Origin of the sequence: Lachnoclostridium sp. An131, from assembly GCF_002160825.1 — a bacterium.
Classification (GTDB): domain Bacteria; phylum Bacillota; class Clostridia; order Lachnospirales; family Lachnospiraceae; genus Laedolimicola.
In genome coordinates, this window is record NZ_NFLI01000003.1 from 203,054 (window position 1) to 224,444 (window position 21,391).

Annotated in this window: 20 protein-coding genes and 1 pseudogene; 11 read left to right on the plus strand and 10 right to left on the minus strand. The window is 47.7% G+C overall.

Annotation, left to right across the window (positions count from 1 at the left end):
* Positions 1-40: 40 nt before the first annotated feature.
* From B5E77_RS03700 to B5E77_RS17750, 8 genes and pseudogenes are all read left to right on the plus strand, one after another.
* A complete protein-coding gene (locus tag B5E77_RS03700; RefSeq protein ID WP_204248012.1) occupies positions 41-1,468 on the plus strand; it encodes an ISLre2 family transposase in 1,428 nt (475 codons plus the stop codon).
* Between the two features lie 385 nt (positions 1,469-1,853).
* Entirely contained in the window at positions 1,854-2,033 is a 180-nt protein-coding gene (locus B5E77_RS03705) for a cysteine-rich KTR domain-containing protein (protein WP_002588768.1), read from the plus strand.
* A gap of 22 nt (positions 2,034-2,055) precedes the next feature.
* A complete protein-coding gene (rlmN, locus tag B5E77_RS03710) occupies positions 2,056-3,045 on the plus strand; it encodes a 23S rRNA (adenine(2503)-C(2))-methyltransferase RlmN (protein ID WP_087164027.1) in 990 nt (329 codons plus the stop codon).
* A 536-nt stretch (positions 3,046-3,581) separates the two neighbouring features.
* On the plus strand, positions 3,582-4,022 hold the full coding sequence (locus B5E77_RS03715) for an RNA polymerase sigma factor (RefSeq protein WP_087164028.1): 441 nt from the start codon (positions 3,582-3,584) through the stop codon (positions 4,020-4,022).
* Entirely contained in the window at positions 4,003-4,260 is a 258-nt protein-coding gene (locus B5E77_RS03720; protein WP_087164029.1) for a helix-turn-helix domain-containing protein, read from the plus strand. The genes B5E77_RS03715 and B5E77_RS03720 overlap by 20 nt, the downstream gene beginning before the upstream one ends.
* Before the next feature lie 447 nt (positions 4,261-4,707).
* Positions 4,708-4,872 carry a hypothetical protein gene (locus B5E77_RS16965; protein ID WP_162609632.1) on the plus strand — a complete coding sequence of 55 codons (165 nt, stop codon included), beginning with the start codon at positions 4,708-4,710 and terminating at the stop codon, positions 4,870-4,872.
* Positions 4,873-4,955: 83 nt separating this feature from the next.
* Positions 4,956-6,464, plus strand: a complete 1,509-nt coding sequence (locus tag B5E77_RS03730; protein WP_242963592.1) for a recombinase family protein — start codon at positions 4,956-4,958, stop codon at positions 6,462-6,464.
* 46 nt (positions 6,465-6,510) lie between these two features.
* Positions 6,511-6,630, plus strand: a pseudogene (locus tag B5E77_RS17750) (manganese catalase family protein); the annotation flags it as partial.
* 85 nt (positions 6,631-6,715) lie between these two features.
* Here the strand turns inward: B5E77_RS17750 and B5E77_RS03740 are convergent.
* The gene (locus tag B5E77_RS03740; protein WP_087164031.1) at positions 6,716-7,555 is read right to left on the minus strand and encodes a LysR family transcriptional regulator; all 840 of its coding nucleotides are present in this window, start codon (positions 7,553-7,555) and stop codon (positions 6,716-6,718) included.
* A 181-nt stretch (positions 7,556-7,736) separates the two neighbouring features.
* Here B5E77_RS03740 and B5E77_RS03745 point away from each other — a divergent pair, with 181 nt between their 5' ends.
* Positions 7,737-9,005, plus strand: a complete 1,269-nt coding sequence (locus B5E77_RS03745; RefSeq protein WP_087164032.1) for a diaminopimelate decarboxylase — start codon at positions 7,737-7,739, stop codon at positions 9,003-9,005.
* 115 nt (positions 9,006-9,120) lie between these two features.
* Here B5E77_RS03745 and B5E77_RS03750 read toward each other — a convergent pair whose 3' ends face one another.
* From B5E77_RS03750 to B5E77_RS03775, 6 genes are all read right to left on the minus strand, one after another.
* On the minus strand, positions 9,121-9,966 hold the full coding sequence (locus B5E77_RS03750) for a DegV family protein (protein WP_087164033.1): 846 nt from the start codon (positions 9,964-9,966) through the stop codon (positions 9,121-9,123).
* Positions 9,963-10,403, minus strand: coding sequence for a MarR family winged helix-turn-helix transcriptional regulator (locus B5E77_RS03755; protein ID WP_087164034.1), 441 nt, complete (start codon positions 10,401-10,403; stop codon positions 9,963-9,965). Before B5E77_RS03755 ends, B5E77_RS03750 begins: the two co-directional genes overlap by 4 nt.
* Before the next feature lie 302 nt (positions 10,404-10,705).
* Complete coding sequence (locus B5E77_RS03760; protein WP_087164035.1) at positions 10,706-11,752, minus strand: aldose epimerase family protein; 1,047 nt, start codon at positions 11,750-11,752, stop codon at positions 10,706-10,708.
* Between the two features lie 103 nt (positions 11,753-11,855).
* Positions 11,856-12,644: a formate/nitrite transporter family protein gene (locus B5E77_RS03765; protein ID WP_087164036.1), complete on the minus strand. Its 789-nt coding sequence runs from the start codon at positions 12,642-12,644 to the stop codon at positions 11,856-11,858.
* A gap of 131 nt (positions 12,645-12,775) precedes the next feature.
* Positions 12,776-13,657: a hypothetical protein gene (locus B5E77_RS03770; RefSeq protein ID WP_087164037.1), complete on the minus strand. Its 882-nt coding sequence runs from the start codon at positions 13,655-13,657 to the stop codon at positions 12,776-12,778.
* Positions 13,658-13,796: 139 nt separating this feature from the next.
* Positions 13,797-13,994, minus strand: a complete 198-nt coding sequence (locus B5E77_RS03775) for a LysM peptidoglycan-binding domain-containing protein (protein ID WP_087164038.1) — start codon at positions 13,992-13,994, stop codon at positions 13,797-13,799.
* Positions 13,995-14,203: 209 nt separating this feature from the next.
* Between B5E77_RS03775 and B5E77_RS03780 the strand changes: the two genes are divergently transcribed.
* Positions 14,204-18,646, plus strand: a complete 4,443-nt coding sequence (locus B5E77_RS03780) for a 2-hydroxyacyl-CoA dehydratase (protein WP_087164039.1) — start codon at positions 14,204-14,206, stop codon at positions 18,644-18,646.
* Positions 18,647-18,782: 136 nt separating this feature from the next.
* Here the strand turns inward: B5E77_RS03780 and B5E77_RS17755 are convergent, their stop codons facing one another.
* From B5E77_RS17755 to B5E77_RS03795, 3 genes are read right to left on the minus strand one after another with little or no spacing between them, the layout of a single operon-like run.
* Positions 18,783-19,199: a WapI family immunity protein gene (locus B5E77_RS17755; RefSeq protein ID WP_087164040.1), complete on the minus strand. Its 417-nt coding sequence runs from the start codon at positions 19,197-19,199 to the stop codon at positions 18,783-18,785.
* 14 nt (positions 19,200-19,213) lie between these two features.
* Entirely contained in the window at positions 19,214-19,642 is a 429-nt protein-coding gene (locus B5E77_RS03790; protein WP_087164041.1) for a hypothetical protein, read from the minus strand.
* Positions 19,643-19,644: 2 nt separating this feature from the next.
* Positions 19,645-19,842: a helix-turn-helix transcriptional regulator gene (locus B5E77_RS03795; protein WP_087164042.1), complete on the minus strand. Its 198-nt coding sequence runs from the start codon at positions 19,840-19,842 to the stop codon at positions 19,645-19,647.
* 314 nt (positions 19,843-20,156) lie between these two features.
* Here B5E77_RS03795 and B5E77_RS03800 point away from each other — a divergent pair, with 314 nt between their 5' ends.
* Entirely contained in the window at positions 20,157-21,377 is a 1,221-nt protein-coding gene (locus B5E77_RS03800) for an ATP-binding protein (RefSeq protein WP_330394614.1), read from the plus strand.
* The last annotated feature ends 14 nt before the right edge of the window (positions 21,378-21,391 follow it).

Sequence of the window (21,391 nt, forward strand, 5' to 3'; positions counted from 1 at the left end):
ATTGTTTAATTGTCCAGAAAAAACATAAGGAGTCTGTATGATGAATTCAATGATAAAGGAAAACGGAGTAACATTCAAGGAGTTAGAGAAAAATATTTATGCATGGGTCTGCCAAATCGGAAGAGAATTCACAAAAGAGTTCCTGGAGCGGTATGACAGGATGCTGATGGAAGACAGGGACAAGAAGAAGTACCGGAATAAGGGAACCAGACAGACAACTGTAAAAACCGTGTATGGGGAAGTAACCTATCAGAGGACTGTCTATGAAGTGACCGAGGAAGACGGGACCAGGCGTTTTGTATATCTGCTGGACGAAGCACTGGAGCTGGACCATGTAGGCCTGATCTCAACGAACATGGCAGAACTGCTGGTAAAAGGGATTACGGAACTATCGTACAGAGAATGCGCCCGGCAGGTCAGCCAGATGACCGGACAGACCATCAGTGCCATGGGAGTATGGAACGTCATCCAGGCGTTAGGGGAAAAGGTCTGTGAGGACGAAGCAGAGTTGACAGAAGCATATAAGAAAGGCCATGTGAAAGGGAAAAGAGAGGTTCCAGTTCTGTTTGAAGAAGCGGACGGAGTTTATATCAAGCTGCAGGGAAAAGACAGAAAAAAGGAAAAACAGGATAAAGCAGAGATTAAGATAGGGATTGCTTATGACGGTTGGCGGGAAGCCGGTCCGGATCGTTATGTGCTGGAAAATAAAGTGGTAGTTGCCGGATTTTCCAAAGCAAAAGAGTTTCAGGAATACCGGGAAGCGGCAATCGCACAGGAGTTTAACCTGGATGAGGTAGATCAAAGAATCTTAAATGCAGACGGAGCATCCTGGATCAAGAAAGTGAAAGATAAAAGCACCTGTTTTCAGTTAGACCCCTTTCATCGGAACAAAGCTGTGAAAGAAAAAATCCATGAACCGGCTGCAAGGGATGCTGTTTTAGAACTGATAAAAGAAGAAGAGATTGAAGAAGTATTCCGGTATCTGGAAATCTATCGAAACAGCTTGAGCGATGAAGCTGAGATTGAAGATGTAGAAGATCTGATTCGTTATTATGAGAACAACCGGGAAGGGCTCGTGCCTTACCAGTCCCAGAACCTCAAGCTGCCAGAGCCTCCGGAAGGATTAGAATATCGGAACATGGGAACGATGGAAAATCATGTATGGAGCGTGATCGCAAAGCGAATGAAGCATGGTCACAGAAGCTGGAGCAGACGGGGAGGGAACCATCTGGCGAAGATACTGGCAAAAAAGTGCAGTGGAAAACTGTATGAAGTGACCGAACGTCTGCGCCGTCCGATATTTGAAGAAGAAAAAGTAGAAGAAATATATGGTGAAATTCTGATGTCAGCGAAAGCGCCAAAGAAAGACGGCAAAGGGTATGAATATCCGGCGCTTGGGCATATCGTTGGTTTAAATGGAAAGATACAGGGAGAGAGAAAACGATTGTTGTACATGGCTGGATATTAAACCTGGGAAAACATGCTATTTTATAGGAAAGATAAATCAAGAAAGTTGCCAACGATTACTTGACAGTAACGTTAGCCAAAATAATTCATATGTATATGTTGACAACTAGCCGCTTTTTTTGTATAGTATTATTAAAAGGGGGAAATGTTTATGTTACATAGCATGCGTATTCGATAAGCATTGAAATCAAAAAAGATTTTTCCCATTTTCAATATGGGCTTTTTTGTCATGCTTATTTTGCGTATGCTATACAACAAAACTAACGATGTATAGACATAGTATAAAAACTATGCCTTAATTTTGTTGTAGTGTTATATGTATAAATGCAGGTCAATGCTCATGTTGAGAATTGACCTGTATTTTTTTGCGCAAAAGGAGAAATATTATGCTTGAAAAATATTGGATAAAATGTCCAATTTGTAACGGAAAGACGAGGGTTCAAGTATTTTATAATACGGTATTAAGAAATTTTCCTCTTTTCTGCCCTAAATGTAAATTAACACATATCGTTGATGTTGAAAAATTAGAAATCATAATCAAAAACTCTGAAAAACAAACTTTTTAATTTTGAAAAGGAAGGATATTAAATGAAACACTTACCTAAAAGTACACCTACGGAAATATTGAATAACCCATACGGATTTACTTACAAAGAAATGTCGGAAGTAATTGGAGAGGATAAAGCAAGAGCCTTATATACGGAATTATATAAACAGCCATTTCACAAAAAAAATCTATCAATATCAACAAAAAAAGTCTATAAAAGTAGCGATACTGAAAAGTATGTTTATGAATTGAAAGACAACAGGTATATCGAAACGGTTTTTATTAAACGGCGAGATGGTGGGACTGTTTGCGTAAGTACGCAAGTTGGTTGTTCTGTTGGCTGTATTTTTTGTGAGTCCGGACGCAATGGTTTTGTTCGTAATCTAACACCGTCTGAAATTGTGCAGCAGGTCATATTGATACGTCAAAAAGTAAATCGTATCGTTTTTATGGGAATGGGAGAACCTTTATTCAATTACGACAACTTGATTGCAGCAATCCATATTCTTCGAGATAGAAATGGACTTAACTTTCCAACCGACGGCATTACCGTATCAACAGTTGGTCCAGTTAATCAATTAAAAAAATTGCGCGAAGAACATCTAAAAATTCAGTTGACAATATCTTTACATGCAGCAACACAGGCTGCGAGAAACTGTATCATTCCTCATATGCACATGTACGCTATTGAAGATGTTGTTAAGCAAGCATTGTCCTATTCACAAAGGCATAATCGAAAAGTGGTATTTGCGTATTTGCTTTTACCAGGTATAAATGACCGTTCCTCAGATATAAGGCAACTTGCAAAATGGTTTAAGGGCAAAAATGTTATGATTAACGTGCTGCAATACAACCCGACGAGTAATTCAAAAATTAGAGCACCACAAAAACAAGAAATGGTTGCGTTCAAACATCAATTAGAGCAAACAGGACTTGAAGTTACCATGAGAGTTTCTCATGGTAGAGAGATTAAAGCAGCTTGTGGACAGTTAGCTAATACATATATTAAAGCCAAAAAACAACAAAAATAATTTAATTAAAAGAGCCAGACGCACAGACGCAGAGCCGATAATATGCAGTTTGAAATACTGCTGTTATCGGCTCTTTTTTGATTTTAATTTGTGCCCCCAATAACCATATTGGAGCAAAATCAGAACTGTTGCTTGTCGTTCTTTGATTTCCGCAGCAGCTTTGAAAAATCAAAGCCGCCGTTTCTTTTTTATTTTCTGATGAAATGACGCGGTATCACTGTTAAAAGCGGCGGCTAAAGGAGGTAGCCGCCATGAAGCACATACCCTATCGACAAAATCCGACGGTCATTGACTTATCAAAAAAAGCCCGACCACCGCCGGGAACCTCTCCACCCTTGAATATGAACTGTCTAATCATCTGAATACCGCTTACAATACCCACGCGCCTGTCCGGGCTTTTCGGGCAGGCGTATTTTGCTGCTCAAAAAATTTTTTGAAAAAAATCCGAAAATCTTCGGCGTTTTTTTCAAAAGGCAGTATTGCCCCGCGAAAAGGGGGACACCACCAACCTTTCATTCGAGAAAGGAGGTGATAATGTGGAACCTAATCGCAGGGAATTTCAGAAACAATGTGCTTTTCAAAGATACTGTAACACGGTATTGCACAATGAAGCGTGTGACGCTCATAAAGAGCTTCAGAAGCACAAGGAAAAGGAAGTAACCTTTTCCGACATGACCTTAGAAGAAGCGCGGCAGCTTCATTCCTTTGACGAGTATTTCAAAAAGGAAGATGATGAACCGAGCTACGAAATGGGCGGGAAGAAAATCACGCTGAAACTGCTTCTTGAAGCAATCCGTACTTTGCCGGAAGAAAAGCGCAAGGCTATACTGCTGTACTACTTTGAGGGAATGAATGACACAAAGATTGCAAAGTTATTCAATACGTCAAGAAGCACAATACAGTATCGTCGGACAAGCTCTTTTGAACTGTTAAGAAAATATCTGGAGGAAAATGCTGATGAATGGGACGAATGGTAATCAGTCCGGTTTTACGGATAAAGCCCTTGTACCCTATCCTGTCATTCTGGCAGCGACGAAGGGCGACCCGGACGCTATGAAAATGGTCTTGCAGCATTTCAGCGGCTACATAGCCCGCCTTTCCATGCGGACGCTGTACGACGAGCGCGGAAACGTCTATTTCGGCGTGGACGAGGATATTCGTGAACGGCTGCAAGCAAAACTGATGTTGGCTGTTCTGGCTTTCAAAGCCGAATAACTGCAATCAGCAACGGAACGCTTTTTCCCCTTTTCCGTTCCAAAGCTGACGAGCATAGCCACTACCTGAACCTTGACAAAGAAAGCGGCGCAAGATAACGGCGGCGCAGTATAGGGCAAACCGGATACGTTCGATATATGGGGAGCCGTTGGGCTGATACGCGACGACGAAAGGAGGGACAAACCGAGCGGGAAATATCAGCATTCCAAAGCAGACTTAGCAACTCTGCCGCCATAATCCATATATCGGTACAATGATACTCCTTTACCGCCGTAGTCCGAGCGTTCAAAGCGTCGCAGGCAACGGGTAGAGCTTCGGCAGACCGCCGGAGGGGTGAAAGTCCCGTGGAGCTATGCTAACAGCCGTCCGGTAAGCTCATTTTTACCTTGTAATAGTGTACTTGCTGTCTTTCATAAGATGTACGGAATACCAAAGGGGGTATGTTTTGTGGAAGATAAAGTTACTTATATGATTGACAAAGACGAAATCAATCAGCAGAAAATGAACTTAACCATAACAAACCGCCGTCCACAATATTTACGGAAATCACAGGAAGCTGCCAAACGGGAAATCGAGCGGCAGCTTTTTAAAATATTCCAGAAATATGTTTAACCGGATTGAAAGAGTATTCGTCCGTTGGTATAATGTAAGTGTGGGCGGCTTATGCACTATGTTTTTGCCGAAAGGACAAAAACATGATGTATGACGCATTATATGGACGACAGTCAATAGAGAAAAAAGACAGTATATCCGTTGAAAGCCAGCTTGAATATTGCAGGTATGAAACCCACGGCGACCCCTATATCGAATATGCCGACAGAGGTTTTAGTGGGAAGAATACCAACCGACCGGACTTTGAAAGGATGATGAACGACATTCGGGCGGGGAAGATTAAGCGGGTAATCGTTTATAAGTTAGACCGTATCAGCCGTTCAATACTGGACTTTGCTAATATGATGGAAACATTTCAAGAGTATAATGTTGAATTTGTTTCCTCTACGGAGAAGTTTGACACTTCAACACCAATCGGCAGAGCCATGTTGAATATCTGTATTGTGTTTGCACAGCTTGAACGGGAAACTATTCAAAAACGAGTAACCGACGCTTATTATGCAAGGAATAAACGGGGCTTTTACATGGGCGGGCGTATTCCGTATGGGTATCGCTTAAAGAGTACGGTCATTGATAATATCCGTACTTCCATGTATGAAGAAGTCCCGGAGGAAAGCGAACAACTGAAACTTATTTATTCCATGTATGCTGACCCGTCAAATTCTCTGGGCGACATTATACGGTATCTGAATAAGCATGGCATTAAGCATTTACGCGGAAGCTCCTGGAACTCCGCAAGACTAAGCGATATGCTGAGAAATCCCGTATATGTGGAAGCTGACATTGATGTATATAATTTCTTCAAAAGTCAAGGCGCAAACGTCTACAACCCGGCGAGTGATTTTACGGGCTACAATGCCTGCTATCTCTACAAAGGGACGGTATCAACTACCAGAAAACAATGCGACCTTACCGACAAAGAGATTGTATTAGCACCGCACAGAGGTTTTATTTCTTCTTCCACATGGTTAGCCTGCCGGATACGCTGTCTAAGTAACCGCCAGTCAACAAAAACCTGCAAGCCTAAAAATTCATGGCTGACCGGGAAAGTAAAATGCGGTAACTGCGGATATGCTTTGGTAATCAGGAAAGCAAAAACGAAATGGGGACGTTACTTTGTTTGCAGTCAAGGAGGACATGACGGCAACTGCAAAGGGACAGGGTGTACGGTTTACGCCGACGTTCTGGAAGAATATATGTTAAACGCCATTCGTGATAAGCTGTCCGAGTTTAAAAAGCTGTCCGACGAAAAAGAAAACCAATCCACCCCTAAAGTATCTAAGAACAAAATCCGTTTGGCACAGATAGACGAGGAAATAGGTGACTTACTTTCCAAAGTAGGAAGCGCAAATTCTATCTTGATGAAGTACATCAATGACAAGGTTTCCGAGTTAGACGCAGAACGCCAGACCTTACAGGAAGAAATCGTATCCCTTACCTGTTCTAAGACAGAAAGCAAAATGGGACAGATAACCGACCATGTGAAAAAATGGCAGGACATTTCCTTTGAGGATAAGCAGGCGGTTGTGGACGCTTTAATCAAAGTTATCAAGGTGGCAAACGGGAATATTGAAATCACATGGAAAATCTAAGGCGGTTTTAACCGCTGTCATTTTTGAGGTAAATCTACTTCAATCTTCCCGTTTCGGTGAAGCGCTGCGAATCGTACAGGATAAACTGAATTCCAACAACTTCTACGCCTTTAACCCGGCCTTTGACACAAACGGCGGAGCCTGCGGATGCAGCGGAAATAAATAGGAAAGCCAGATTACCAGGCTTACCTCCTCTGCCTCTTCCCAGGCATGCATTTCCGCTTGCCGGCGTTCCGGCAGGGACGGGAGCCCTACAGCAGAAATGCCGGCTCCCGTCCTTCCGGAAAGCACTGATAGCAGCTGATGCGCGGAGCCTCAAAATCAATGAGGCGGATTGCCTGAAGAGATCCCTCCTCCAGATAAGGCTGCACCAGGCCCTCGGGAAGGAAGCTGCACCCGATTCCTTCCTGAAGATACTGAACCAGCTTGGTGCTGTTGTCAATCTCAAAGGGGAACTGATAAAATGGCGGAAACAGCTCCCGGATAAACTGTCCGACCTCCTGAAGGGCGAAATTGCAGAACAGATAGTTCAGGCCAGGGAGCTCTTCCTTCCGGACGGCAGGCTGCATGCGCGCATTGGCCGGCGAGGCCACGAGAAGCAGCTTGTCGGTCCGGAACCTGTGACAGCGGTAGCCTGCCTTCTGCAGCCGTTCATAGGTAAACACCAGATCGAGAAGGCCGTCCTGAAGGGACTGGAGAAGGCTGACAGAATGGCTGATCACCAGGTTTACGGCATAGCGGCTGTCTTTTTTCAACATTTCTAATAGAACAGGGGCCAGATAGCATTCATAAATGGTATTTGTGGTTCCGATGCGCAGAGGCGTCCTGGAAAACGCCGGCGAATTCAGCTCCCGAATGGAAAGCTCCTGAAGATCCAAAATGCGCCGGGCATAATCCAGAAAAATGAGCCCCTCCCGCGTCAGAGAGATATTTTTTTTGCTTCGGATAAAAAGCGGCTTTCCTACCTCTCTTTCCAGTTCCGCAATGCGGTTGGTGACTGTGGACTGGGCAATATACATCAGCCTGGCTGTCTGTGTAAAATTTTTAACATTTGCAAGGGTCAGAAAGGTTTTCAGCGTCTGCGAATCCATATCATTCTCCTTTTTTCATCAAATTTTCCATCCAAACATCTGCCTGTCAGCGGACGAGCCATTACGCGAAATATATAATCGCAAAAACCGATTATAACAATCTAAATTATTCGTTATACAAATAATAAAAAATATGGTTATAATAGTCAAGAACAAGTTTTGACAAAAGGAGCTAAGATAGATGAAGAAACAACCATTTGTGACCCTGGAACAGTTAAAGGAGATTACGAAGACTTATCCGACGCCCTTTTACCTCTACGATGAAAAGGGAATTCGCGAAAATGCGAAGGCGCTCAAGGAAGCCTTTGCCTGGAATCCGGGCTATAAAGAATATTTTGCGGTGAAAGCGACGCCGAATCCGTTTCTGATTAACATTCTGCGGGAGTACGGCTGCGGCTGCGACTGCTCTTCCATGACAGAGCTGATGCTCTCCGACGCCATCGGAGTTAAGGGCGAGGACATTATGTTTTCTTCCAATGATACTCCGGCAGAGGAATTTGCCTATGCGGCAAAGCTTGGCGCGGTCATCAATCTGGACGATTACACACACATTGACTTTCTAGAAAAAACCATCGGCTATATTCCGGAGACCATCAGCTGCCGTTTCAACCCCGGCGGAATCTTCCAGATCAGCAACGATATCATGGACAACCCCGGCGACGCCAAATACGGCATGACCACAGAGCAGCTTTTTGACGCCTACCGTGTGCTGAAGCAAAAAGGAGCAAAGCACTTCGGACTTCACGCATTTCTGGCCAGCAACACCGTAACCAACGACTATTATCCGATGCTGGCAAAGGTTCTTTTCGAGCTTGCAGTCCGTCTCAAGCAGGAGACGGGAGCCGACATCCGGTTCATCAATCTCTCCGGCGGAATCGGAATTCCTTACCGCCCGGATCAGGAGCCCAATGATATCCGCGTCATCGGAGAAGGCGTGCGCAAGGTTTACGAAGAAGTGCTTGTGCCTGCCGGCATGGGCGACGTGGCGATTTATACGGAGCTCGGCCGCTTTATGATGGGCCCCTACGGCTGCCTGGTGACAAAAGCCATTCATGAAAAGCACACCTATAAAGAGTATATCGGCGTAGACGCCTGCGCAGTAAACCTGATGCGCCCGGCCATGTACGGCGCTTATCATCATATCACTGTCATGGGAAAGGAGGACGCGCCCTGCGATCACACCTATGATGTGACCGGCTCTCTCTGTGAAAACAATGACAAATTTGCCATTGACCGGGAGCTTCCGAAGATCGACATCGGTGACCTTCTCGTCATCCATGACACGGGAGCGCATGGCTACGCCATGGGATACAATTATAATGGAAAGCTCAAGTCCGCGGAGCTTCTTCTGAAGGAGGACGGAAGCGTACAGCTGATCCGCCGGGCTGAGACTCCAAAGGATTATTTCGCGACCTTTGACTGCTTCGATCTTGTCAAAGGACTCGTATAATTCGGTTCTGCAGACTGCTGAATGCAGTTCCCAGCTCTGTAAACAACAGGAAAGAGCAGCCCGTCCACTCACTGTGGCTGGCTGCTCTTCTTTTGGCTCCCAACTCAAAATACCTTTATTTTTCTTTTTCTACATATACAAAACCGAAAGCTCCCGGTCCGATATGGGTGCCGATCGTCGCTCCGATCTGAAGGCGTTCATCAAAGCGGATCCCTTCCCTGGACAGGCGCTCTTCAAATACTTCGCTGTTTTCCGTACCGTAGCTGTAAATAGAGTAAGCCGGAAAGCTTTCGTCTAAAGGATGCTCTCCTATCCACTTCAATATCATGTTAATTGCTTTATTCTTGCCCAGCGCCTTGCCGGCGAGCCCGATCTCTCCCTCCGGAGTCACGTAAATGACCGGCTTGATGCGGGCAAGATCTCCCACTACCGCGGCAGCCTTTCCGATCCGTCCGCCCCGGCGCAGATATTCCAGCGTGTCTATCATAGCTACCACATGGACACGGGATTTAAACGCCTCCAGGCGCTCTGCAATCTCCGCCGCAGACAGGCCATCGTGCACAAGCTCCAGCGCATAATCCGCCATCACCTTAATATTGTAGGTCGCCGCTCTGGAATCCACAATAAAAATGTGATCCTCATAATCCATCATCTGGCTCGCAAGGCGGGCGCTCTGGCAGGTCCCGCTCAGATGTGAGGAAAGCAGAATACAGACGAGATCGTCTCCCGCCTCCTTTACCTCCTGAAAAATATCGAGAAACTCCTGCGGGGAAGGCTGGGAGGTCATGGGAAACTCCCCTGTCTCCTGCAGGAGTTCAAAAAATCTGTCCCGCTCCAGGTCTATGCCGTCCAGATACTCCTTTCCCGCCAGTTCAATCCGAATCGGTACAAACACAAGTCCTTTTTCCTGAACCTCCTCCTGGCTGTAGTCAGAAGAAGAATCCACCAGTATTCTTATCATTCTATCACCTCATCCGCCATATCCGAGATTAATGTAAACAGCTTCACAACCTCCTCTGCCCGCTCTCTCCCTACCTTCTCCAAAAGCATATCAACGCAGGAAAGGATTCTTGCATGCTCTTTTTCGTAAATCTCCGCCCGCTCCATATTGAAGGTTATATACACCTGGCGGCGATCCTGCCTGGAACGTGTGCGGGATATCAGGCCCTTTTTCTCCATACTGTTCAGCGTCCGGTTCATCTGAGATTTCAGAATCCGCGTCCTGCCGCACAGGTCTGTAGCTGTAAGATACTCAGGCTTGCTGCTTTTCTGATTTCGGTAAAGAATTCCGCAGATCAAAAGCTCGTTATACGGGAGCTCTCCCGCCATCCGCGGATTATTAATCCTTGTAGTCAGCCGAAGCCAGGCATTCAAAACATCATCACTCGAAATATCCATCTAAGGATTTTCCTTTCTCAAAATTCCACCGCCTTCAGGCAGGGCGCACACTCTCTGCCGCCGGCATATTTCGTTCACATTGTGAACAGTTCACTCTGTATACTATTTCAGCAGAGGCCTTTTGTCAAGCTTTATTTTAGCGGACGGAAACACATTGCCTCAAAAACAAGGACGTCCCCAAAGCTGCATTCTGTGAATCTCTGCCTGTACAGGATCTCCTGTACAAATTCATCAGAACCCCTGCCCCTTAAGACGTCCTGTGCTCTTCGCGTGAAGCTATTTAAAGCCTGAAACCGCGCCGCCTATTTTTTAATTGAAAATTTATAGCCTGTCTGGCTCCTGTAAAGCTCTCCTGCCTTCACGACAGAGCTCTTGAAATTCTCATGATGCACCGCATCGGGGAAATACTGAGCCTCAAAACAGACCGCGGATCTGCTGGAATATACCCTTCCATTCTTTCCGCCTGCCTCATCTCCCAGGAAATTCGCCGTGTAGAGCTGAATGCCGGGCGCATCCGTGTATACCTCCATCAGGATGCCGCTCTCCTCAGAGGAAAGACTGGCACACAGCGTGTACTCCCCTTCCCTCTTCATCACATAATTGTGATCATATCCGGAGGCCAGGCGGAGCGGCTCATAGTCGTCGTCAATGCGCTCTCCCAGCACCGTCGGCGTACGGAAATCCATCGGCGTGCCATCCACCGGACGGATCTCTCCTGTCGGAATCATGCCTACAGAAGGCGTAAACGCGTCTGCGTCGATCCAGGCCGTCTGTCCAAGGACATTGTCAGACTCCTGTCCGTCCAGGTTAAAATAGGAATGATTCGTCAGGTTAAACACCGTATCCTGATCTGCTCTCGCCTGATAGGAAATCAGCAGTTCATTTTCATCCGACAAGGTGTAGGATACCGTAATGTCCGCATTTCCCGGAAATCCCTGATCCCCATCCGGACTGTGAAGAGAAAACTCTATTTTATTGTCATCCACAATCACTGCCTTCCACATCCGCCGGAAATAGGCCTGACTCCCGCTGTGAAGACTGTTTTCCCCGTCATTTTTCTCAAGCTCATAGATCTTGCCCGCGATCGTCACGCTTGCTCCCCCAATCCGGTTCGCATTTCTTCCGACTATCGCGCCCAGGCAGGGGCCGTTTACCTCATAGCCCGCCAGATTCTCGTATCCCCATACCACATCCCGGAGCTTCCCGTCCCTGTCCGGCACGCAGAGCTTTTCCAGCACAGCTCCATAATTCAGAACCGCCGCCTTCATTCCGTTCGCATTTTCCAGAATATACTCCTTCACCTGCTCCCCGTTTTTCGTAACGCCATAGTCCTTCACCAAAATACTCATAGACTCTCTCCTCCATGTTCTGCGCCAAAAAACAAGGCGCCTCTATGTCCATGATAGGCCATAGAGGCGTCTTTCGTCAAGCATAACAGCTGCCTGTTCTGATTTAATTTTTCTTTGCTCCTCTTAAGTACAGGAACCAGTATGTAATGCCAATCAGCGCGCCGCCGATGATATTTCCAATGGTAACCGGAAGCAGGTTGTTTACCAGAGCCGCTCCCCAGTTCACAGCCGCATTTCCAACTCCGTATACACCATTGGCAAAAATGCCTGCCGCCAGATAATACATATTCGCAACACTATGCTCAAAACCGCCCAGCACAAAAATCATAATCGGAAAATAGAGGCCGATAATCTTGCTGGGAACCGTCTTTCCTGCAAAGGACATCCAGACCGCCAGGCATACCATCATATTACAGATGATTCCGCGGAGCAGGGCGTCTCCAAAGCTTAAAGCTACTTTTCCGCTGGCTACCGTCATCATCGTGTCCAGCAGAGCTCCGTCTACCTGTGAGGGCGTATGGCTGTACACTACAAGCAGAGCCAGAATGATGCTGCCCGCGAAATTTCCAAGGTATACAAATACCCAGTTGCGGAGCACACCGGAGAATTTAACCTCTTTCTCCAGCAACGGAATCACAAGAAGACAGTTTCCGGTAAAAAGCTCGCTTCCTGCAATCAAAACCAGGGCAAGACCCGCCGGGAACATACAGGCTCCCACCAGTTTTCCGAGGCTTCCGCCAATGGTGGCCGTAGCTGTCTGGTAAGCGATAGCGCCGATTCCGATAAAGATGCCTGCCATGATTCCCAAGATAAACAGCTTCAGAATAGGCGTCTCTACCTTCTTTTTACCGATTCCTACATAATTTTGTGCAATTTCTGCCGGTGAGTTCATGATAAGTTTCCTCCTTTTGTCCTCAAAGAAATAAAGGCAGCCGCAGCATGCCGCCGCCTTAAATTTGTTAAAATTATAACACTCTCATGAACCTCAGACTATCGTACTATCTGTAGGAAGATTTTCAAAGCTTATTTTACATGCTCGTGCGTGAACAGATGATCCTGGCAGTATTCATAATTGCCGTTGCATTTGGAACAGAAGCGGAACACCAGATCGTCTCCATCCTTTTCTGTGCGTCCGCAGACCGCACATTTATGCATCGCAGCATTCTTCTGTCCCTGCTTCACGCTCTTTGCGTAGGTTCGTCTCCGGTAAATCTCCTTTGGATTATAGCGGCGCATGCTCCGCATTCCGAAAAAGAAAATCAGGAAATTTCCGAGAGCTAAAAGCGCCGTCAGGCTGTAGGCCGGATTTGAGACGATCCCGATATTTTGCAGCGCTATATTCACCGCTGCCGGAAGGATGTCCGCCAGGAAGCCGGACAGGATCGTCAGCCCGAAATAAACGCCGTAGAAGGCCGCCAGCAGCTTCGCCCGGATGGGAATGATTCCAAACAACAGGAACTGCAGGTTCGGATAAATGGCCGCGAACGCAAAGAACAGCGAATTGTTCAGGTAATAGGTTCCAAAATATGGGCCATAATTCACTCCAAATACATACTGGCAGACGAAGGCCGCCACAATATGGAGCAGGACTCCGGTAAAATAATACAGGTTAAAGCGAAACGCTCCCCAGTTCGCCTCCAGCGCCTTTCCCAGAGAGTAGTACAGATACATACTGATCAGGAAAAACAGGAGCCCTGTATTGGGCGGATAGATAATAAAAGTAAGCAGCCTCCATATCTGCCCGTGCATAATGGCCACCGGATCCAGCGACAGATAATCAAAATAAAATCTCGGAGCAGCGGCCAAGATAACATATCCGACCGCATACAGAATAATAATATAGTACATGAGATTGTGAATCGCGTAACGGCCAAATTTCCTTTCCAGCTTGTCCAGCAGGTTCATAACGGTGTCTTCCTTTCTGCTACAATATCAATAAAATTCAAAATTGTGAAATCCTTCCGGGGAATTTTCCGGAGCCGTCCCCGGCTCCGGAATGCCTTAAACCGGATACAAGATGATACTCATTATAGGGGAGCCCTCTCTATTTGTCAACCGGCAGACCTTCCCTCGGCCTTACCGCTCTGGGAATACAGATCTCGTCTCCTATCTGAAGATTATAAATATTAATATAAGGGTTTGCATAAAGGATGGCCCAAAGCGGCACATGGTAGCGGCGGCTTAGGCGGTACAGGCTGTCGCCCTTCTGGACAGTATGAAGAAAGCCATGGCATTGCTGCATCACAGTACCTCATCTCTTCCTTATTTTATATATTGTACTATATGCATCCGCTCTCTTCTTTGTGTTATGCGCAGAATCACGGGAAAAATGCCGGGCAGTTTATATTTTTTTTATTTGCTTTCATATTTTTGCTGTCGTATAATGAGAAATGATGTCTAAAAACCTTTCAGGAACAGAAAAGGAGGTTGCGGACTGTCCGCGTAACAGTTATGAGTAATTCTACATATACATTGGGAATCGATATTGGTTCCACTACGGTAAAAATTGCAGTTCTCAACCAGGAGAACCAGCTTTTGTTTTCAGATTATGAGCGTCATTTTGCAAATATCCAGGAGACGCTGGCTTCCCTTCTGGAAAAGGCGGAGCAGACACTCGGGGATCTGACTGTGTATCCGGCTATCACCGGTTCCGGCGGCCTGACGCTTGCACGCCATCTGGAGGTTCCCTTTATCCAGGAGGTGGTAGCCGTAGCCACAGCCCTTGAGACGGCGGCTCCCCAGACAGACGTCGCCATCGAGCTTGGCGGCGAGGATGCGAAAATCATTTATTTCGAGGGAGGAAATGTGGAGCAGCGTATGAACGGCATCTGCGCCGGCGGTACAGGCTCCTTCATTGACCAGATGGCTTCCCTTCTTCAGACAGACGCTTCCGGCCTGAATGAATATGGCAAGAACTACCACTCTCTCTATACGATTGCTGCCCGCTGCGGCGTATTTGCAAAATCTGACATTCAGCCTCTGATCAATGAGGGCGCGACAAAGGAAGACTTGTCTGCGTCTATTTTTCAGGCTGTCGTAAACCAGACAATCAGCGGACTTGCCTGCGGAAAACCCATCCGGGGACACGTAGCGTTCCTGGGAGGACCGCTTCATTTCCTTTCCGAGCTGAAGGCTGCGTTTATCCGTACCCTGAAGCTGGACGATGAGCATATCATCGCCCCGGAGAATTCTCATCTGTTTGCCGCTATCGGATCCGCCTTAAGCTGCAAGCAGGAATCAGCTGTATCCTTAAGCAGCATGAAGAAGCGCCTGCAGTCCCGGATCAAAATGGATTTCGAGGTCGCCAGAATGGAGCCGCTCTTTGAATCTGAGCATGAGTACGCCAAGTTCCAGGAGCGTCACAGCCGCCACGAGGTAGCAAGAGGCGATTTCCAGGCATACAAGGGCCGCTGCTTCCTGGGCATCGACGCCGGAAGCACCACCACAAAGGCCGCCCTGGTAGGCGAAGACGGAGAGCTTCTCTACTCCTTCTACAGCAACAATAACGGCAGCACTTTAAAAACAACGATCCGCGCCATCCAGGAAATCTACCGTTTTCTTCCAAAAGACGCCCATATCGTCCGCTCCTGTTCCACCGGATACGGAGAGGCCCTTATAAAGGCTGCTCTGATGCTGGACGAGGGTGAGGTCGAGACAGTCGCCCACTACTATGCGGCTGAGTTTTTCGATCCGAAGGTGGACTGTATCCTGGATATCGGCGGACAGGACATGAAATGTATCCGCATTAAAAACCATACGGTAGACAGCGTGCAGCTGAACGAGGCCTGCTCCTCCGGCTGCGGCTCCTTTATCGAGACCTTTGCGCACTCTCTGAACTACAGCGTACAGGATTTCGCAAAGGCAGCTCTGTTTGCAAAGCATCCCATTGACCTGGGAACCCGCTGTACCGTATTTATGAATTCCAAGGTAAAGCAGGCTCAGAAGGAGGGCGCAGAGGTCGCCGACATCTCAGCCGGTCTTGCCTACTCCGTCATCAAGAACGCACTGTTCAAGGTAATCAAGGTGTCTGACGCCTCCTCCCTTGGACAGAATATCGTCGTACAGGGCGGAACCTTTTACAACGACGCCGTGCTTCGAAGCTTCGAGAAAATCGCAGGCTGCGAGGCTGTCCGTCCCGATATCGCGGGCATCATGGGAGCCTTCGGCGCCGCCCTCATCGCGAGAGAGCGCTACGAGGAGGGTGTGGAGACCACGATGCTTTCCATTGACCAGATCAATAAGCTGGAATTTACGACAACCATGTCCAAATGTAAGGGCTGTACCAATAACTGCCGTCTTACGATCAACCGCTTCACAGGCGGACGCCAGTTCATCACCGGCAACCGTTGCGAGCGCGGTATCGGCAAGGAACGCAACAAGGACAACATCCCGAACCTGTACGAGTATAAAAACAAGCGGATCTTCGGCTATGAGCCGCTGCCCGCGGACGAGGCCTCCCGCGGCCAGGTCGGTATTCCCCGTGTGCTGAACTTCTATGAGAACTATCCGTTCTGGTACACCTTCTTTACCGAGCTGAAATACCAGGTAGTGCTCTCTCCTGCCTCCACGCACAAAATCTACGAGCTGGGCATCGAATCCATTCCCAGCGAGTCCGAGTGCTATCCTGCGAAGCTGGCCCACGGTCATGTGACCTGGTTGATACGCCAGGGGTTGAAGTTCATCTTCTATCCCTGCGTGCCCTATGAGCGCAATGAATTTCCCGATGCGGGCAACCACTACAACTGTCCCATCGTGACTTCCTATGCAGAAAATATCAAGAACAACATCGACGAGCTCCACGGCGGAGACATTGATTTCTTCAATCCCTTCCTCTCCTTTGAGAGCGAAAAGATTCTGGAAGAAGCTCTGATCCGGGAGTTCGGAGAGCACTGCCGCATTCCGGCAGAGGAAATTGCCGCCGCGGCAAAGAAGGCCTGGAAGGAGCAGGAAAACGTCCGCGAGGATATCAAGCGGAAAGGTGAGGAAACCCTGAAATACATGGAAGAGACCGGACACCGCGGCATCGTGCTGGCAGGCCGTCCTTACCATATCGACCCGGAGATCAACCACGGCATTCCGGAGCTTATCAACAGCTATGGCATCGCCGTGCTGACCGAGGACTCTATCAGCCATCTGCATGGTGTGGAACGTCCGCTGTTTGTCATGGACCAGTGGATGTACCATTCCAGAATGTACGCGGCTGCAAGCTACGCAAGAACCCGGGATGACCTGGACGTCATCCAGCTGAATTCCTTCGGCTGCGGCTTGGACGCGGTCACCACCGACGAGGTCAGCGACATCCTGACGAACTCCGGCAAGATTTACACCTGTCTGAAGATCGACGAGGTCAACAACCTGGGAGCCGCGAGAATCCGTATCCGCTCCTTAATCTCCGCCCTCCGGGTGCGCGAAAGAAAGCAGGAATGCCGGACCGTAGAATCCACTGCCTACGAGCGCGTGGTATTCACCGAGGAAATGCGGAAGGATTATACGATCCTCTGCCCGCAGATGTCGCCGATTCATTTCGACGTCATCGAGCCTGCGTTCCGCTCCTGCGGCTATCATATCGACGTGCTTCCGGATTCTGACCGGGCAGCCATCGATATGGGACTGAAATATGTAAACAATGACGCCTGCTACCCCTCTCTTGTGGTAGTCGGCCAGATTATGACCGCCGTACTTTCCGGAAAATACGATCCGAATAAGCTGGCTGTCATCATCACTCAGACAGGAGGCGGCTGCCGGGCCACGAACTATATCTCCTTTATCCGCCGCGCCCTGGCAAAAGCGGGGCACGCGAATATTCCGGTAGTTTCCCTGAACCTGACCGGACTTGAGAGCAACCCCGGCTTCAAGATCACGCCGGGCCTGGCTTTCAAGGGACTGTACGGACTTGTATTCGGAGATATCTTTATGAGAGTGCTCTACCGGATGCGTCCTTACGAGAAGGTTCCCGGCTCTGCAAACGAGCTGCACGCAAAATGGCTGAAGATCTGCCAGGATTTTGTATCCCAGAAGCATGTATCTCATCGCCGTTTCGTCCAGATCTGCCGGGGCATCATAGAGGACTTTGACAACCTTCCGATTTATGAGGATATGAGAAAGCCGAGGGTCGGCGTGGTCGGCGAGATTCTTGTAAAATACTCTCCCTCCGCCAACAACCATCTGGTTGATCTGCTGGAATCCGAGGGAGCCGAGGCTGTGGTTCCGGAGCTGATGGACTTCCTGCTCTACTGCTTCAAAAACTCCGAGTTCAAGGCAGACCATCTGGGCAAGAAGCGCTCCAGCGCCCGTACAGCCCGCCTTGGCATCATCGCCATGGAGTGGCTTAGAAAGCCTGCCGTCAAGGCCCTGAAAAAGAGCGTGCACTTCGGCACGCCCGGCAATATTGACGAGATGGCCGAGCAGGCCACCGACATCGTATCCGTCGGCAACCAGACCGGCGAGGGCTGGTTCCTGACCGCCGAGATGCTGGAGCTGATCCATACCGGCGTTCCGAATATCGTCTGCACGCAGCCCTTCGGCTGCCTGCCGAACCACGTAGTCGGCAAGGGCGTCATCAAGGAGCTGCGCCGCCGCTACCCTGCCTCCAATGTGGTAGCCATCGATTACGATCCCGGCGCCAGCGAGGTAAACCAGCTGAACCGCCTGAAGCTGATGCTGTCCACTGCGAACAAGCATCTGAATGAGAAAATCAGGGCCGAGAAGGAAGCCGGAAACAACGACAGAACAAATTCGAATTCCGATGCCGGGCATGGAGGACACGGACCGGGAGCAGGCGGTACGGATGCAGACAGTCAGACCGGCGCATCCTCCGAAAACGGCAGCGCCGATAAGGGCAGCCGCTCCGGCTCTCCTTCTGGAAACGGAATCGCTGCCGCGGAAAGCTTTTAAAAACGATATTTCGATTTGTCTCTATGAACGAGCAGGGGACGGCAATGCAGACATCCATTGCCGTCCCCCTTATTTAATTCTCAGCTTATTGCCGATGTACCGAGAGGTAATACGCTTTCTTGTACACCAGCGCTATTCACTTTAAATATCTTTCATAGCTCCTTTTTAAATCATAGCAAAAGCATTTCAGATAAGTCTGATCGAACCGGCTCGCAAATCTCAGCTCCTGCTCTATTCCAAGGCTGTCTGTCTGATATAGCTCTCCCCTCACATCAATATGCCCTTTCCCATCTCCCTGAAATAAAAGATACATATGCACTCCATAAGGCTCTTCTATTCTGGCGCTCCCTGATAGATTTTCATACAGCCGACATAAATTCTCAGAAGATTCAGCAAATTTTCTAATATCAATATCCATGGAAGCGCTTCCGCAAAAATCGCCACTCTGTACAGATACTTTCATACTTGTATTGCACGGATACATAAGAGCACTTCTGAATATCTTTAGATTCAGTTTCATTTCAAAATCTTCTGCATACAGTATATGCTCCATGTCAAAATACCGCCTTACATTTTTCTGCACAGATATTTATAAATTACAGTTGCTCCCACATATTCCAATACCGCCAGGCCAAACAGCACAGCTACAAGTACTGTATATCCCTGAAACAGGCTCATCACAAACGCTCCCACGAAACACAGAGCCATAGTCGCCGCCCAGGCAGTATACCCCGCCCGCCAGCGCAGCTGCATCTTTCTTTCATCCTTCAGATTAATCTGCTGCTGGTGCAGCTTCTCCTGATACTTTTCTCTGTTTTCCGGCCTCATATGATACCAGTTCCCCACAATCCGCACAAGTCCATTGGAAACAAAAGAAAAGCCTACGGCAAAGAGCAGTGTGGAATAATATTCTATATCCAGTTTCAGCCCCACAACCATAATCACCATACCAGCCATAATATATACCGCCCAAAAGATTTTGTCCTTCTTCTTCATGCTCACTCCTCCTCATAAATAAAGATGTCCTCAATACTCATTCCAAAATACCGGGCAATCTTAAACGCCAGCAGAATCGAGGGATTATACCTTCCATTCTCCAGAGACCCTATCGTCTGTCTGGACACCTCCAGAGCCTCCGCCAGCTCTTCCTGCTTAATCCCTCTTTCTTTTCTCAATTCTTCCAGTCTGTTTTTCATCTGCCTTCTGCCACCTTCTCCTGATGGAAAGTTTACTTTCCATACTTTTATTATACACCAACTGCTTGTTATGTCAAGTTTACTTTCCATCAATTACAAAATTACAAAATCTTCCGTTGCTGCAGAGCGTCCTGTCTCTGTCCATAGTTTTTAATTCTGGCTTTTAATCTTGTGATTTTTACAATTTTATGAGTTATACCGGATTTTTTTCATAAAATTCTGCTTTTATCAGTTATAACTTATAAAAATAATATTTTACATTGATTTTCGGTTATAGGTTGGATATACTGTTAGTATCTCAGGAAAGGAGCGGGATGAATATGATTAAACGGGAAGCATATATGAAAAGAATCCGTCCGTTTATAGGCGGAGAACTGATTAAAGTAATGACCGGCATCCGAAGGGCGGGAAAATCCGTTATGCTGGAATTAATTAAAGACGAGCTTACTGCTTCCGGCATCGACCCGTCACAGTTTATTTCCATTAATTTTGAGGATATGCGGTATATGCATCTTCAGAATGCCGAGGCTCTGCACGAAGAAATCTTGAAACGTGCTGCCGGAATCACCGGAAAGGTTTACCTCTTCTTTGATGAAATCCAGGAGGTCGAGGGCTGGGAAAAGTGCGTCAATTCCCTGCGCATCGCTCTGGACTGCGATATTTATATCACAGGCTCCAATGCCAGGCTGCTGTCCGGGGAACTCGCCACTTATATAGGCGGACGATATGTAGAATTTGTCATCTATCCCTTTTCCTTTGCGGAATTTCTGGAGCTGTACCATACCGTCACACCCGGCGCTTCTATCCAGCAATCTTTCCAGAAATACCTGCTCGCCGGAGGAATGCCATATCTTGCAAACCTGCAATACGAGGAAGAGCCTTCGCGCCAGTATCTTCTGGACCTGTTCAATTCCGTCCAGCTCAAAGACATTGTAAAACGGAACAGTATTCGTGATGTGGATTTACTGGAACGAATTCTTGCCTATATAACAGCCAACACGGGCTCCGTTTTTTCCGCATCCTCTCTGGTCAGATTCTTCAAAAACGAGCAGCGCTCAGTCTCTGCCGAGACAATCCTGAACTATATCCGATACTGCTGCGAGGCATATCTGTTCTATCAGGTAAAGCGGCAGGATTTGCAGGGAAAACAGATTCTCTCCACCAACGAGAAATACTATATTGCTGATCATGGAATCCGCGAGGCAGTATTTGGAGGTAACATGAGGGATATCAACCTGATCCTCGAAAATATCGTATATATGGAACTGCTGCGGCGCGGATATGCCGTCACAGTCGGAAGAAATGGCAATAAGGAGATCGACTTTGTATGCGAACAGCGTGGGGAAAGGCTTTACGTACAGGTCGCTTATCTTCTGGCTTCCGATGACACTGTAAATCGTGAGTTTGGCGCGTACCAGGGCATTCGCGACAATTTTCCCAAATACGTCGTCTCACTGGATGAGCTTGATATGAGCCGCAGCGGCATCAAGCACCGGAATATCCGGGATTTTCTCCTTACAGAGGTCTGGGATTAAGCAGAAATTTTTCC

Excerpts from the sequence above, each read along its gene's own strand:
- B5E77_RS03700 (WP_204248012.1), top strand. The coding sequence starts at position 41 with ATGAATTCAATGATAAAGGAAAACGGAGTAACATTCAAGGAGTTAGAG.
- B5E77_RS03705 (WP_002588768.1), top strand. The coding sequence starts at position 1,854 with ATGCTTGAAAAATATTGGATAAAATGTCCAATTTGTAACGGAAAGACG.
- rlmN (WP_087164027.1), top strand. The coding sequence starts at position 2,056 with ATGAAACACTTACCTAAAAGTACACCTACGGAAATATTGAATAACCCA.
- B5E77_RS03720 (WP_087164029.1), top strand. The coding sequence starts at position 4,003 with ATGAATGGGACGAATGGTAATCAGTCCGGTTTTACGGATAAAGCCCTT.
- B5E77_RS03730 (WP_242963592.1), top strand. The coding sequence starts at position 4,956 with ATGATGTATGACGCATTATATGGACGACAGTCAATAGAGAAAAAAGAC.
- B5E77_RS03740 (WP_087164031.1), bottom strand. The coding sequence starts at position 7,555 with ATGGATTCGCAGACGCTGAAAACCTTTCTGACCCTTGCAAATGTTAAA.
- B5E77_RS03745 (WP_087164032.1), top strand. The coding sequence starts at position 7,737 with ATGAAGAAACAACCATTTGTGACCCTGGAACAGTTAAAGGAGATTACG.
- B5E77_RS03750 (WP_087164033.1), bottom strand. The coding sequence starts at position 9,966 with ATGATAAGAATACTGGTGGATTCTTCTTCTGACTACAGCCAGGAGGAG.
- B5E77_RS03755 (WP_087164034.1), bottom strand. The coding sequence starts at position 10,403 with ATGGATATTTCGAGTGATGATGTTTTGAATGCCTGGCTTCGGCTGACT.
- B5E77_RS03760 (WP_087164035.1), bottom strand. The coding sequence starts at position 11,752 with ATGAGTATTTTGGTGAAGGACTATGGCGTTACGAAAAACGGGGAGCAG.
- B5E77_RS03765 (WP_087164036.1), bottom strand. The coding sequence starts at position 12,644 with ATGAACTCACCGGCAGAAATTGCACAAAATTATGTAGGAATCGGTAAA.
- B5E77_RS03770 (WP_087164037.1), bottom strand. The coding sequence starts at position 13,657 with ATGAACCTGCTGGACAAGCTGGAAAGGAAATTTGGCCGTTACGCGATT.
- B5E77_RS03775 (WP_087164038.1), bottom strand. The coding sequence starts at position 13,994 with ATGCAGCAATGCCATGGCTTTCTTCATACTGTCCAGAAGGGCGACAGC.
- B5E77_RS03780 (WP_087164039.1), top strand. The coding sequence starts at position 14,204 with ATGAGTAATTCTACATATACATTGGGAATCGATATTGGTTCCACTACG.
- B5E77_RS17755 (WP_087164040.1), bottom strand. The coding sequence starts at position 19,199 with ATGGAGCATATACTGTATGCAGAAGATTTTGAAATGAAACTGAATCTA.
- B5E77_RS03790 (WP_087164041.1), bottom strand. The coding sequence starts at position 19,642 with ATGAAGAAGAAGGACAAAATCTTTTGGGCGGTATATATTATGGCTGGT.
- B5E77_RS03795 (WP_087164042.1), bottom strand. The coding sequence starts at position 19,842 with ATGAAAAACAGACTGGAAGAATTGAGAAAAGAAAGAGGGATTAAGCAG.
- B5E77_RS03800 (WP_330394614.1), top strand. The coding sequence starts at position 20,157 with ATGAATATGATTAAACGGGAAGCATATATGAAAAGAATCCGTCCGTTT.